Source organism: Streptomyces halobius (assembly GCF_023277745.1).
Classification (GTDB): Bacteria; Actinomycetota; Actinomycetes; order Streptomycetales; family Streptomycetaceae; genus Streptomyces; species Streptomyces halobius.
Genome location: NZ_CP086322.1, coordinates 4,595,749 through 4,608,393, shown reverse-complemented (window position 1 = coordinate 4,608,393; position 12,645 = coordinate 4,595,749). Strand labels below are relative to the sequence as shown.

Below are 12,645 nucleotides of genomic sequence, written 5' to 3'. Positions count from 1 at the left end.
TCAGCAGACCCAGCCGATTCAGCCGACTCAGCCGATTCAGGGACCGAGACCGAGGGACCGCCCATGGCCACCAGCCGCCTGTTCCGCACCACCTCCGCCGCCGTCGCGGCCGCCGCTCTGCTGATCTCCGGCTGCTCCTCCGGGAGTTCGCCCTCGGGCACCGAGGCGTCCCCGGAGCGCACCGGGCCCGGCCCAGGGCGCGCCGCCCCCAGCGCGTCCCCCGCCCTCGGGCCGCTCCCCACCGCCACTCCGGCGAACCTCCGCCCGTACTACGACCAGAAGCTGACCTGGCGCGACTGCGGTGTGGCCGGCTTCCAGTGCGCGACGCTGAAGGTGCCCCTCGACTACGCCGAGCCCAGCGCGGACACGGACCTGGAACTCGCCGTGGCCCGTAAGAAGGCCACCGGTCCCGGCACCCGCATCGGCTCCCTCATGGTCAATCCGGGCGGTCCGGGTGGTTCGGCGATCGACTACCTCCAGCAGTACGCGCCGCAGCCGGCGCAGGTCCGCGCGCGCTACGACATGGTGGCGGTGGACCCGCGCGGGGTGGCCCGCAGCGAGCCGGTCAGATGCCTCTCCAACAAGCGGATGGACAAATACACCCAGACCGACCAGACTCCGGACGATTCCGCCGAGGTCGACAAGCTCACCACCGCCTACCGCGACTTCGCGAAGGGCTGCGAGTCACGCTCCGGCAAGGTGCTCCCGCACGTTTCCACGATCGAGTCCGCCCGTGACATGGACGTGCTGCGCGAGGTCCTGGGCGACAAGAAGCTCAGCTATATGGGCGCCTCCTACGGCACCTTCCTCGGCGCCACGTACGCCGGACTCTTCCCCTCCCGCTCCGGCCGTCTGGTCCTCGACGGCGCCATGAATCCGGAGCTGGACTCCCGCACCATCAACCTCAACCAGACCGCCGGCTTCAACACGGCCTTCACGGCGTTCGCCGCGGACTGCATCAAGAGAAAAGACTGCCCCCTGGGCACCAAGAGCACCGACGACGCCGGAAAACGGCTGTCCGCCTTCTTCCAGCAGCTGGACGCACGCCCCTTGCCCACCGGCGAGGCCCGTCGGCTCACCGAATCCCTCGCCACCACAGGCGTCATCGCCGCCATGTACGACGAGCAGGCATGGCCCATCCTGCGCGAGTATCTGGCCCAGGCCAAGGACGGCAACGGCCGCGGGCTGCTCACCCTCTCCGACACCTACTACGAGCGCGATCCGGACGGCTCCTACGCCAACCAGATGTTCGCCAACCCCGCCGTGAACTGCCTCGACCTCCCGCCCGCCTTCACCAGCCCGGATGAGGTCCGCGCCGCCCTCCCCAGCTTCCGCAAGGCTTCCCCGGTCTTCGGCGACAACTTCGCCTGGGCCGCCCTGAACTGCGCGTACTGGCCGGTCAAGGCCACCGGCAAGGCCCACCGCATCGAGGCCGAGGGCGCCGCCCCGATCGTCGTCGTAGGCACCACCCGCGACCCGGCCACCCCGTACGAATGGGCCAAGGCCCTCGCCGCCCAGTTCTCCGGCGCCACGCTCCTCACGTACGACGGCGACGGCCACACCGCCTACGGCCGCGGCAGCGACTGCATCGACACCGCGATCAACACCTACCTCCTCGAAGGCACCACCCCGCCCAAGAACAAACGCTGCACGTGACCCACCCCACACCCACCCCCTGACCAGCCACTAAACCGGGTACGGACCACCCCTCGACGATGTGTAGACTGGGCCGCGCACCACGCCGCCTTAGCTCAGTTGGCCAGAGCAACGCACTCGTAATGCGTAGGTCTCGGGTTCGAATCCCGAAGGCGGCTCTGAGGTGAATCCCCAGGTCAGGCATCTGACCTGGGGATTTATCGTTTTTGTGGACCATGGAACGCTAACCGCGGCATGCCTGATGACCTACGTATTCGGGTACGTGGGTCCGAGGTTTAACACACTGCGGAGGGGCTGCCATGCTGAGTGAGAAAACAGGCTTTGATCTGCGATTTCTATGAACTTTCCAGGTGAGGTCTCAGGCATCGCGCAGGGGCAGGGGAGCGCGAGGGGAGCGCATCGGTGCAGCGGTGGTGCAGACGTCGCGGTCAGAGGGGCGCCTGCAACGCGAACGAGGGCCCTCTGCGACTGCTTTGGCCTTGTTGAAGTCCGACAAGGGATTAGTACGTCAGCGTCCCAGCAGGGGGGAAAAATGGGGATGAGTCGGCGCCTCTGGGCTCGATAAAGCCTGGTTCGAGGGCAGGGCGCGGCGCGCACCGGCGGTCACCAGGGCGCGAAGCTGGTGGACGTCGCACGCCGTGCCGGAGTCTCCACGGGCACGGTGTCCAACGTCCTCAACCACCTCGACCGTGTGTGGGAGGAGACTCGCGAACGCGTTGAACTCGCCATCAAGGAAATCGGGTTCGTGCGAGGCGGTGCAGTGTCGGAGCACACAGCCCACTGGCGCCGCAACGGCTTCGCCACCTGGCTGTTCACCCCGGCGGTCTCCGGCTCGTACTCGAAGAAGGCGCCGCAGGAGGCACGACCCGTGCCGCTTCTCGGTGAGCCATGGCCCGGTGTGCCGGCCCGAGGGCGTGGCGCCAGTAAGCGGGCCGACGCCTGCTGGCTCCCGATCGCCAAGGGGCTCACCCCCACGGTCTTCGTCACACCCACCGGACCGTGATGGAGGACCCGGCACCGAGAAGACCCTCATGGACGATCGCCGGGGTCACATCGACGGCTCGGTCTCGGCGCGCTACGCCCATGTCACCCATGGCATGCGCCGGCGCCTCATGGTCGGGCTGGCCGAGCAGTGGGAGACAGCGCTCGACGCACGGCTGGCGATGTACCCGACGTCGCCCGTGCGTGTACTCGACGATCTTCTGCGGTCGCGTCTGACGGCGCGCTGACCCGCGCTCGGCAGATGCAACACAGTTGGCCAGCCTGTTCCGCAAACTTCAGTGCGGTATAGGTTCACTGAGGGCGCCGTGACGACGCGTGACGTCCATCAGGGGCTCCACCTCGTCGGCATCGTTATCGATCCCGGTCAGCCTGAACTGCGGCATGCTCGATTGGCGTTCACCCCGAAGCCGCGTCCAACTCCGGTCGGCAGAGTGCGACCCGAGGATGACAGGTAACCCCCGATGTGGACCTGAGCATGGCCACGTCACGGGGTAGCGTTCTCAGGTGCATCCGCGCGACCTTGTGGGGCCGTTCGGCTGCGCCGATCATGTGCCCATGTCGTTTCGCGCCGAGCAGTTTGATGTTGCGTCTGTTCTCCGGGAGGTGAAGATGGTCCGTCTGGAGGGTGTGGTCCGCATTCGTGATCTCCACCTTCCGCTTCTCCGGAGGGCCGCCGCGTCTCTCCCTGGAGCAGTGGCGGATGCATGGCCGATCGAGGTCAAGAACCTGTTGCGAGCGGCAGTGTCCGGGCTCGCCTTGATCAGACCGATCGTTCCGACCTGGACGATGTCCTCCATCGGTTCGTTGCGGCTGCGGAAGCGGGCTGCCGCGTAGCGCACGAGCGGGGGGGTGCCCCTATGGGTTTCGTCAACCCGTGGGGGTGGGTTGGGGGTCGTAGAAGGTGCCGTCGCGGAGCATCGCGAAGAGGACGTCGGCTCGGCGTCGTGCGAGGCAGAGGAGGGCTTGGGTGTGGTGCTTTCCCTGAGCGATCTTCTTGTCGTAGTAGGTCCTGGACCTGGGGTCGGCCAGGGCCGCGAACGCGGACAGGAAGAAGGCCCGTTTAAGCTGCTTGTTTCCTCTCCGGGATGGTTGCTCACCCCGGATCGACGAGCCGGAACTGCGGGTCGCCAGGGCGAGACCTGCATAGGCGGCGAGGTGGGCGGCGGACGGGAAGCTGCTGCCGTCGCCCACATCGATGAGGATCCTGGCTCCGGTCCTGACGCCGATCCCCGGCATGGACGTCAGGACCTCGGAAAGAGGGTGGTTCTCCAGCAGTTTCTCGATCCTTGCGGCGAGGAGTTTGCGCTGGTCAAGCACCGCCTGGAGCGAGTTGGCGAGGCTGGGGACGATGAGTGCGGCCGCGTCGGTGCCGGGCACGACCACGGTCTGTTCGTCCAGAGCCGTGAAGATGTCGTCGACGAGCCGCTCGGCCATCCTCGGGGCCTTCGGACGTATCAAGGCGATCAGCCTGCGGCGTCCGGCCTTGCGGATCTGGGCTGGGGAACCGAACTGGTCGAGCAGTTTGAGCACGGCTGGGTGCTGCACTCGCGGGCCCAACACGCGTTCCAGCGACGGGTGGATCTGCGTCAGCAGGCCGCGGAGCCGGTTGGAGATGCGGGTGGCTTCGCCGGCCAGGTCGTCATCGAAGCCCACGGTCATCTCCAGCTCGGCGATGGTCTCGTCTTCGAGCTCGATGGATCTCAGCGTGTGGGGCATCGCGCGGGCTGCGCCCGCGATGATGAATGCGTCGCGGGCGTCGGTCTTGGCCTCGCCGGGGTAGAGGTCGGCGATCCGCCGCATCGTCAGGCCGGGCAGATAGGCGACCTGGCAGCCCGCGTCGCGGGCGACTGCCAGCGACAAGGCTCCGATGGAGGCGGGCTGGTCGACCACCACCAGGACGGCGCCATGCTTGGCCCTCAGCTTGGCGAAGACCTCGCGGAGCTTGGGCTCGCTGTTGGGCAGCCGCTTGTCGAATGCCTTCTTCCCGGCTGGGGTGACGGCGGTGGCGTGGTGTTCGCCCTTGCCGACGTCCAGGCCGAGGAAGGCGCCGATGTCGCTGACGTCGATCACGTGCTTCCTCCGGTCGTTCTCACCCGGCCGTCCCACGGCACCGATCGCCACATCCACATTACGAAGAGCCTCCCGACCTGCGGACAAGCCGGTGGTCATGCCCCTGACTTGTTGAATCGACCCCAGACGCTCGGTCTGCAGCCGTAGCGTCCAGGGTGCCGGTCGGCACGGGCTCGCATAGCTCCTTGCCGCCCCCGTGGGGCTGGCTCATGATTAGCGTGCCGCCGCTGACCGGCACCCACGCGGTGTGGCTCGACAGAGGCATGAATGTGTGGACCGCTACTTCAAGTCAGGGTGCCCACCGCACACTTCTGCCGCTTCGAGCACCAGGTCAGGATGCGCGTGATCACGATCGGGATCGACCCCCACAAGTCCTCTCACACGGCCGTCGCCGTCGATGCCGCAGGCCACAAGATCAGCCAGCGACGCTTCGTTGTGAACGACGGGACCTTCCAGCAGCTGATGCGCTGGAGTGAGCAGTGGCCGGAACGACGCTTCGCGGTCGAAGGCGCCGGCGGCCTCGGCCGGACTCTCGCCCAGCAGCTGGCCGCGGCGGACGAGGACGTCGTCGATGTTCCCTCGACGCTGTCGGCCCGGGCCCGGCTCCTGGCCACCGGCGGCGACCGCAAGACCGACCCCGCCGACGCCCTCCACGTCGCTCAGGTCGCCCTCTTCCGCACCGACTTGCGCAAGGTCGTGCGTGAGGACCAGTCCACGATCCTCCGCTTGCTGACCGAACGGCACAACGACCTGGTCAACGAACGCACCCGCATCACCAACCGCCTGCACGCAGTCCTGCGCGACCTGCTGCCCGGAGGCGCCCCCACCCGCCTGTCAGCGGACAAAGCCGCCACCCTGATGAAGGGCATCCGACCGATCACCGCGACCGACAACTGCCGCCGTGACATCGCCCGCGACCTGCTGGCCGACCTCCGTCGGCTGGACCGCCAGGTCAAGGACAACGAAGCCCAGATGCGCGACGCCCTCGCCGCCTCACGCACGACACTGACCTCTCTGCCGGGACTGGGTACCGTGCTCGCGGCCAAGGTCCTCAGCCACATCGGCGACGTCAGCCGCTTCCCCACCGAGCACCACTTCGCCAGCTACACCGGCAGCGCACCACTGGACGCCTCCAGCGGGAAGAACATCCGGCACCGACTCAACACCGGCGGCAACCGGGCCCTGAACTCAGCCCTGCACATCATCGCCATCTGCCAGATCCGGGACGGCGGCCGCGGCCAGGACTACTACCGCCGCAAGATCGCCGAGGGGAAGACACCCACCGAAGCCCGCCGGGCCCTCAAACGTAGGCTCTCGAACGTGGTCTACCGGACCATGAAACGCGACCAGCGAAAGCAACTCACAGCAGCCGCTTGACACACAGAGGCGCTAATCAGCGGTCTGTCGATGCCTCCGGAGTCGGTGACACCACCCCCCAGGCCATGCGTTCGACAGGGGGAGAAAGTCATGCCAGCTCCGGAGGCCGGGCGCCCCGTTGCGGGGCCACCAAAAAGGTAATTGTGAGAGTGGGGCTGCGGCCCGGGTTGGGCTGCTGCCAGGATCGGCGTCGACGTTCCGGCATGACTCGCAAGGTAACTGACGGCTCGTCAGGGCTTGTCGTGCCCCCGAGATGTCTGCCGGACGTCGACGTCGACCTGGCCCACCACGTTGGCTTGATCAGCAGCTTGTCCGCCATCTCGACGTGACTCATCACAGTTCTGCCACGCGGTGACTCCACCCAGGCCGACGCCGACCACGGTCGTCCCGTCCAAGAAGGAGAGCAACCGCGTGACCATGCTCGCAGAACAGGTAGACGGCGTCATCGGCGTCGACACCCACCGCGACACCCTCGCCGCAGCCGCCGTCAGCCCCATCGGTGCCGTACTGGCCAGCAGCGATGCCCCTGCCAACGCCTGCGGATACCGGCGCTTGCTGGACTTCGCCCGCACCCACATCCCCGGCCGTCGCAGCTGGGCCCTGGAAGGCATCGGCAGCTACGGTGCCGGCCTGGCCGCCTTCCTCGACCAGGCCGGTGAGCACGTCGTGGAAGTCTGTCGGCCCAAGCGCCCCTCCGTCCGTGGCGGCCGCAAGACCGACATGATCGACGCGATCCGCGCAGCCAAGGAAGCCCTGTCCAGTGAGCACCTGATCCAGCCCCGGCTCCGCGGCGAGCGGGAAGCCCTGCGTGTCCTGCTCTCCACCCGCCATGGAGCCGTCCTCGCCTCCACCGCCGCGATCAACCAGCTCAAGTCGCTGATCGTGTCCGCGCCGGACGACCTCCGCGCCGAGCTGCGGAAGCTCAAGCGTCCGGTCCAGATAGCCCGTTGCGCCCAGCTCCGGGACCGGCCGGCCCAGGACATCGAGCACCGCATGACCGTACGGGCCCTGCGCTCCACTGCCCAGCGGATCCAGGCCCTGCAGGCCGAGGCCAAGGAGCTCGAGGACGAGATGCTCGCCCTGGTCCGCGAGGTGGCGCCCGAGCTCCTGGACCTGCTCGGCGTCGGGCCGATCACCGCCACGCAGATCCTGGTCAGCTGGTCCCATCCCGGTCGGTTCCGGTCCGAGGCTGCCTTCGCGTCCTTCGCCGGCGTCTCGCCGATTCCCGCCTCCTCCGGGCTGACCAACCGTCACCGCCTCAACCGCAGCGGCGATAGACAGCTCAACCGGGCCCTGCACACCATCTCGCTGATCCGGATGCGGCTCGACCCAGTTACGAAGGCGTACGTCGCCCGCAGAATCTCCGAGGGCAAGACCTCCCGCGACGCGCAACGCTGCCTCAAGCGAGCGATCTGTCGCCACCTTTTCAAGATCCTCGAACGCTCCAACCGAGACGCTGGGGAGAACTCCGAGAATCTCGCTCAAGCGGCTTGACGCGATATATGCAGCCTCGGGGAGTTCGATGAGTGTGTCACGGACGTATGTCCGCTCCGCGCAGTCCTTGTCGAGCGAGGCCGACCGCAGGAACAGGGAGTGGGAGAGCGTGCGGGTGTTGATGGCGTCGTCGTGCACGTGGTCATGCGCGTGCAGTGCGGGCGCGGGAATCGCGGAAAGCCCCTTCGAGCTGCCCAGTTCTACGGACATGTCACCCCTTGAGGTGGCGGACGGGTCGCTGCGGCGTCCCGGCGCGGGGGCGGACCGGAACCGTATACCTCCACCTACTGACTTCGGCTCGTCAGGGTGATCTTTCCTGGTTCCCCTGATGGGGCTGGGGTGTTGGTTGTACTTCGTGGTGGGTGAGGTATGCGGATGGAGGCGGGCTCACCGCTGCGGGACGTCAGCGCCGGGAGACGGTACGCATGCAGGCAGCCTGGGCCTGGCGCGCGAGGAGGGGGAGGCGGCGCGGCTGTCGTCCGTACGGCGGCTGGCGGCGGAGTACGGCGCGACGGTGCTGCTCAAGGGGTCGACGACGCTGGTCGCCGACGCGGTGGGCGGTCCGGTGCGGGGCAACCCGACCGGCACGAGCTGGCTGGCCACGGCCGGCAGCGGCGACGTGCTGTCGGGGCTGGGTGGCTCGCTTCTCGCGAGCGGGCTGGATGCGCGGGAGGCGGCGTCGGTCGCTGCGTACGTACACGGCCTGGCGGGCCGGCACGCCGCAGGCCGCGAGGGCGCCCCCATCGGCGCTTCGGACGTGGCGACCACCCTGGCCACGGCCTGGCGCGACATCGCCGCGACCTGACGTCCCCGGTCCGGCCCTGTGCCATTACGCCTGGTGGGCGGAAAGGCATGGCATCGGGGTGGAGTGTGGGGGCGTGTCGTGGCGGTGGGGGCAGGGGGGGCGGGATGGGTGATTCCGTTCGGTTCGGATCGTGCTGCCGTGTCCCCCCCCGCGCCCCGCTCGGTCCCGCGCACCGCAGCCCACCGTGGAGAGAGGACGGAATGTCTCCAGCCGTCAATACGAGGAAGAGAAGGCGGCCCATCGCGGCCGTCGTCGCCGTGGCGGCAGTGCTGCCGCTTGTGCTCGGCGGCAGCACCGCTGCCCAAGCCACCCAAGCCGCGCAGGGAGTCGAGGCCGTCCCAGCCGACCCCGCGCCGCCGGCCGGCCAGGCCGTACCCCTCGAAGCCCTCGTGCCCGGCATCCCGCCCGGCCCGCACGAGCGTCACACCGACACCCCCGACCAGGCGCTCCCGCCCCTCATTCCGAAGGGCGCGGCGGACCAGTCGGACACCCACGACACCACCGTCGAGTACGTGCCGCCGCAGGAGGCGCAGAACGCCCGCCAGCCGGACGAGTCGGCGCCCTGCGCCTCCTTCACCGGCCCGTACCAGCGCGAGCTCGAGCGCTTCCTCAGGCTTCCCGTGGATGGCAAGCAGTCCAAGGCGGACTGCCGGGTCATCCGCAGGTGGCAGTCCGAGGAGGACATCCAGCCCGCCATCGGCTTCGCCGGCCCCAGCAGCTGGGGCAGGATCCGGTTGATCGAGGCCAGGCGCGCCCCCAACGAGGCCGGCCGCTGCCCGGTGAGGGACGCCCTGGTCGCCTGCGTGGACCTGCCGCGCCAGCTGATGTGGGTGCAGGCGGGCAAGGACGTCATCTTCGGCCCGGTACCCATCCGCAGCGGCAAGCCGGGCTACCCGACCCGCATCGGCTGGAACCGGATCTACTGGAGGCACAAGAACCATCACTCGACGATCTACGACTCGCCGATGCCCTTCGCCCAGTTCTTCAACGGCGGCCAGGCCTTCCACGGCGTCTATGGCAACATTTACGACCCCACCGGGGGCTCGTACGGCTGCGTCAACCTGCGATACGACGACGCGAAGGAGCTGTGGGACGTGCTGGCCAAGGACGACCGCGTCTATTCGTGGGGGCGCCGCCCCGGTACGTGACGCGTACGAGCGCACCCGCGCGGAAGCCGCGCCGGGCCGGGCCCGGCAGGGACCAGCCCCTGCCGGGCCCGGCTTCCGCATATGCGGTGAGCTTGCCGTTTACTGACTTCGGCTCGTCAGGGTGATCTTTCCTGGTTCCCCTGATGGGGCTGGGGTGTTGGTTGTACTTCGTGGTGGGGGAGGTATGCGGATGGCGGCGGGCTCACCGCTGCGGGACGTCAGCGCCGGGAGACGGTACGCATGCAGGCGGCCGAGCTGTTCGATGAGGGGGTCAAGCCGCCGGAGGTGGCGCAACGGCTGCGGGTGAGCCGGAAGTCGGCCTACCAGTGGTACCGGATATGGCGGGAAGGCGGTGTGCAGGCCCTGGCCTCGCGCGGTCCGAGCGGGTCGCGGTGCCGTCTGTCGTCGCGCTGTCTGGAGAAGCTGGCCGGGTACCTGGAGCAGGGCCGGCCGCGCATGGCTGGGTGGAGGACCAGGTGTGGACGGCCGCGCGGGTGGCCACTCTGATCGGGCGGAAGTTCCACGTCTCCTACAGCGTCTCGGGTGCCACCAGGCTGATGCACCGGCTCGGATTCAGCCCGCAGGTGCCCGCACGGCGGGTGGCCGAGCGCGACGAGCAGGCCGTGACCTTGTGGAAGGAGTCTCAATGACGAAGTCAAGCCGCTTGCGCGACCGGCGGGGCGGGGGTGAAGAGCCGTCCGTCACGCAGGAGTGCCCAGAGCACCCCGGCCCGGCGTCGGGCGAGGGCGATGACAGCTTGAACGTGTTTGCAGCCCTCGCCGCGCTTCTTGAGGTAGAAGTCCCGGTTCGGGCCGTCGCGGATGATGCTGGTCTGCGCCGACAGATAGAACACCCGGCGTAGGCGACGGCTGTAGCGCTTGGGCCGGTGAAGGTTGCCGGTCCGTCGGCCGGAGTCGCGGGGAACGGGCACGAGCCCGGCTGCCGAGGCCAGGTGCCCGGCGTCCGCGTAGGCAGACATATCGCCCGCCGCCACGACGAACTCCGCTCCGAGTATTGGCCCCATCCCGGGCAGGGACTCGATGATCTCGGCCTGCGGGTGACTGCGGAAGGTCTCGCGAATCTGTTTGTCGATCCGGTTGAGCCGGTCGTCCAAGGCCAGGATCTGCGCCGCCAAGTCGGCGACGATCTGGGCGGCGATGTCCTCGCCGGGCAGCGCGGTCTGCTGGGCCTGAGCGGCTTCCAGGGCGGTGGCGGCGACCGTATCGGCACTCCGGACGCTGCGGTTGGCTAGCCAGGCCGTCAGCCGGGCCCGGCCGCGGCGCCGGATGGCGGCAGGAGTCTGGTAGCCGGTCAGGAGCACCAGCGCACCCTTGTGCGCCGAGTAGTCGAAAGCCCGCTCCAGCGCGGGGAAGACGCCGGTCAGCACGTCGCGCAGCCGATTGATCATCCTTACCCGATCGGCCACCAGGTCGGAGCGGTGGGCGGTGAGCAAAGCGAGGTCGGCGGCCAGCTGGGCCGGCACGTCGATCGCGGTGAAGTCGTTGCGGTGGCGGGCGGTCTCAGCGATGACGTAGGCGTCGCGGGCGTCCGTCTTGGCCTCGCCCCGGTAGGCGCCGGACATCCGGTTGACCGTGCGGCCGGGCACGTAGACGGCCCGCTGGCCGTGAGCTGCGAGCAGGGCCAGCAGCAACGCGGAGGCCGTGCCGGAGATGTCCACCGCCCAGTGGACATCGTCGGCCAGGGCCAGGATCTCGCCGAGCGCAGCCAGGATGGCAGACTCGTCGTTGTCGATCTTCTTCGACCACAAGGTGGCTCCGGTCTCGTCGACCACTGCGGCCCAGTGATGAGCCTTGCCGGCGTCGATGCCGGCCCAGACCCGGTCCCGTTCCTTGCGCACGCGCCCCTCCTCGTCTCCAACATCATGCTGTCGGCCCGAGGAACACCCCGCTGTCATCTCCGTAATCAGCGACCGCACAAGGCGCGCACATCTCAATCAGCAGCCAGGGCGCCCCGGAAAGCCGGGCGGCCACTCCTTCCGAGCCACTACAGGCAAGGCAACCTGAGCCACACCCGGCCCTCCCGGGCCGCCCAACAACTTACGGAGGCGACCTGGGCGGAGGTAGAAGAGCCCGGGCGGCCTGCGGCGGCTGCATCTGCTTCGAGGACGAGGCAGGCTTCACCCGTCGGCCGCCCCGAGGACGCACGTGGGGTCGGCGTGGCGTCACCCCGGTCGTGACGGTCAGCGGGGGGCGCTCGGGACGGCTGTCGGTGGCCGGGCTGATCGCGATGCGGCCCGGGTCCCGCACCCGGCTGTGCCACCGCCTGCGCACCCACCGGGCGGGAGCCGGCAAGCGCCGCAGCATGAGCGAACGCGACTTCGTCGCGCTGATCGACGGCGTGCACCAGCTGGTCAAGGCGCCGATCGTGCTGGTGTGGGACCGGCTGAACACCCATGTCTCTCACGCCATACGGGAGTTGATCGCCCAGCGCGAGTGGCTGACGGTGTTCCTGCTGCCCGCCTACGCGCCCGACCTCAACCCCGTCGAGGCGGTGTGGGCACACGTCAAACGCAGCCTGGCCAACCTCGCTGTCGTCGCCCTCGACCGCCTGGAAACACTCGTCCGCAACCGCCTCAAACGCCTCCAGTACCGACCCGAGACCCTCGACGGCTTCATAGCCGGAACCGTCCTGTCCCTCGACGATCCAGCGTCACCCTGACGAGCCGAAGTCAGTGAATACCGGAGGCAGCGCTACGGCGACGCCGCGGAAACGGCAGCGGCCCCGACGCCCACGCCCCCGGCGTTGCCGGCACGCAGGGCTGGCTGATCGGAGTACGGGTGTCTTGTGGGCAGTGCGGTGGCTTGGGATCCTCGTGAGGAAGGTTCCTGTCATGGGGGCGCTCTTTGAGCCGGGCTCAGGGAGGGGCGGGTGAGGGGACGTCCGTCACGGTGTTCGCGGGCGCGGGTAGGGAAAACCCCTGTGTCGGGCCACGGTTTTCCGCACTGTGTGACGGAGGCCCGCCGGATGGATCCCGCGCGTGCGGGGAGAAAGCCTGGGATCATGAAACGGCACGGCAAAAGCCACTGGAAATGCCATGGGAAACGGCACGGCGACAGGCAAGGCGGCCGGTAT

Annotated in this window: 6 protein-coding genes, 1 tRNA gene and 7 pseudogenes; 10 read left to right on the top strand and 4 right to left on the bottom strand. The window is 68.7% G+C overall.

All coding sequences use genetic code 11. The features are described 5' to 3' along the window. Positions 1 to 63: 63 nt before the first annotated feature. From K9S39_RS20910 to K9S39_RS20900, 3 genes and pseudogenes are all read left to right on the top strand, one after another. The gene (locus K9S39_RS20910; RefSeq protein ID WP_248864890.1) at positions 64 to 1,656 is read left to right on the top strand and encodes an alpha/beta hydrolase; all 1,593 of its coding nucleotides are present in this window, start codon (positions 64 to 66) and stop codon (positions 1,654 to 1,656) included. 84 nt (positions 1,657 to 1,740) lie between these two features. After that, positions 1,741 to 1,814, top strand: a tRNA-Thr gene (locus tag K9S39_RS20905). A 416-nt stretch (positions 1,815 to 2,230) separates the two neighbouring features. Further along, positions 2,231 to 2,885: pseudogene (locus K9S39_RS20900) on the top strand (LacI family DNA-binding transcriptional regulator); the annotation flags it as partial. Between the two features lie 525 nt (positions 2,886 to 3,410). On the opposite strand, the pseudogene K9S39_RS20895 reads toward K9S39_RS20900, so the two are convergent. Both K9S39_RS20895 and K9S39_RS20890 read right to left on the bottom strand, forming a co-directional pair. Continuing rightward, positions 3,411 to 3,506, bottom strand: a pseudogene (locus tag K9S39_RS20895) (sigma factor); the annotation flags it as partial. 19 nt (positions 3,507 to 3,525) lie between these two features. Next, positions 3,526 to 4,728 carry an IS110 family RNA-guided transposase gene (locus K9S39_RS20890; protein ID WP_248864889.1) on the bottom strand — a complete coding sequence of 401 codons (1,203 nt, stop codon included), beginning with the start codon at positions 4,726 to 4,728 and terminating at the stop codon, positions 3,526 to 3,528. Positions 4,729 to 5,064: 336 nt separating this feature from the next. Between K9S39_RS20890 and K9S39_RS20885 the strand changes: the two genes are divergently transcribed. After that, on the top strand, positions 5,065 to 6,105 hold the full coding sequence (locus tag K9S39_RS20885) for an IS110 family RNA-guided transposase (protein ID WP_248868882.1): 1,041 nt from the start codon (positions 5,065 to 5,067) through the stop codon (positions 6,103 to 6,105). Positions 6,106 to 6,516: 411 nt separating this feature from the next. After that, positions 6,517 to 7,599 (top strand): IS110 family transposase, encoded by a 1,083-nt coding sequence (locus tag K9S39_RS20880; RefSeq protein ID WP_454894867.1) that lies wholly within the window; start codon positions 6,517 to 6,519, stop codon positions 7,597 to 7,599. A 17-nt stretch (positions 7,600 to 7,616) separates the two neighbouring features. On the opposite strand, the pseudogene K9S39_RS43360 reads toward K9S39_RS20880, so the two are convergent. After that, positions 7,617 to 7,809: pseudogene (locus tag K9S39_RS43360) on the bottom strand (RNA polymerase sigma factor SigF); the annotation flags it as partial. Positions 7,810 to 7,961: 152 nt separating this feature from the next. Here K9S39_RS43360 and K9S39_RS43355 point away from each other — a divergent pair. The 4 genes and pseudogenes from K9S39_RS43355 to K9S39_RS43035 all read left to right on the top strand — a co-directional run. Beyond that, a pseudogene (locus K9S39_RS43355) lies at positions 7,962 to 8,039 on the top strand (helix-turn-helix domain-containing protein); the annotation flags it as partial. Next, a pseudogene (locus tag K9S39_RS20870) lies at positions 8,009 to 8,404 on the top strand (ADP-dependent NAD(P)H-hydrate dehydratase); the annotation flags it as partial. The pseudogenes K9S39_RS43355 and K9S39_RS20870, both read left to right, overlap by 31 nt. A 200-nt stretch (positions 8,405 to 8,604) precedes the next feature. Further along, the gene (locus tag K9S39_RS20865) at positions 8,605 to 9,552 is read left to right on the top strand and encodes a L,D-transpeptidase (RefSeq protein WP_248864888.1); all 948 of its coding nucleotides are present in this window, start codon (positions 8,605 to 8,607) and stop codon (positions 9,550 to 9,552) included. Between the two features lie 180 nt (positions 9,553 to 9,732). Beyond that, a pseudogene (locus K9S39_RS43035) lies at positions 9,733 to 10,196 on the top strand (winged helix-turn-helix domain-containing protein); the annotation flags it as partial. An 11-nt stretch (positions 10,197 to 10,207) separates the two neighbouring features. Here K9S39_RS43035 and K9S39_RS20850 read toward each other — a convergent pair. After that, the gene (locus tag K9S39_RS20850) at positions 10,208 to 11,467 is read right to left on the bottom strand and encodes an IS110 family transposase (protein ID WP_454895398.1); all 1,260 of its coding nucleotides are present in this window, start codon (positions 11,465 to 11,467) and stop codon (positions 10,208 to 10,210) included. Positions 11,468 to 11,614: 147 nt separating this feature from the next. Between K9S39_RS20850 and K9S39_RS20845 the strand changes: the two are divergent. Continuing rightward, positions 11,615 to 12,231, top strand: a pseudogene (locus tag K9S39_RS20845) (transposase); the annotation flags it as partial. Positions 12,232 to 12,645 lie beyond the last annotated feature (414 nt).

Excerpts from the sequence above, each read along its gene's own strand:
- K9S39_RS20910 (WP_248864890.1), top strand. The coding sequence starts at position 64 with ATGGCCACCAGCCGCCTGTTCCGCACCACCTCCGCCGCCGTCGCGGCC.
- K9S39_RS20885 (WP_248868882.1), top strand. The coding sequence starts at position 5,065 with ATGCGCGTGATCACGATCGGGATCGACCCCCACAAGTCCTCTCACACG.
- K9S39_RS20865 (WP_248864888.1), top strand. The coding sequence starts at position 8,605 with ATGTCTCCAGCCGTCAATACGAGGAAGAGAAGGCGGCCCATCGCGGCC.
- K9S39_RS20850 (WP_454895398.1), bottom strand. The coding sequence starts at position 11,467 with ATGACAGCGGGGTGTTCCTCGGGCCGACAGCATGATGTTGGAGACGAG.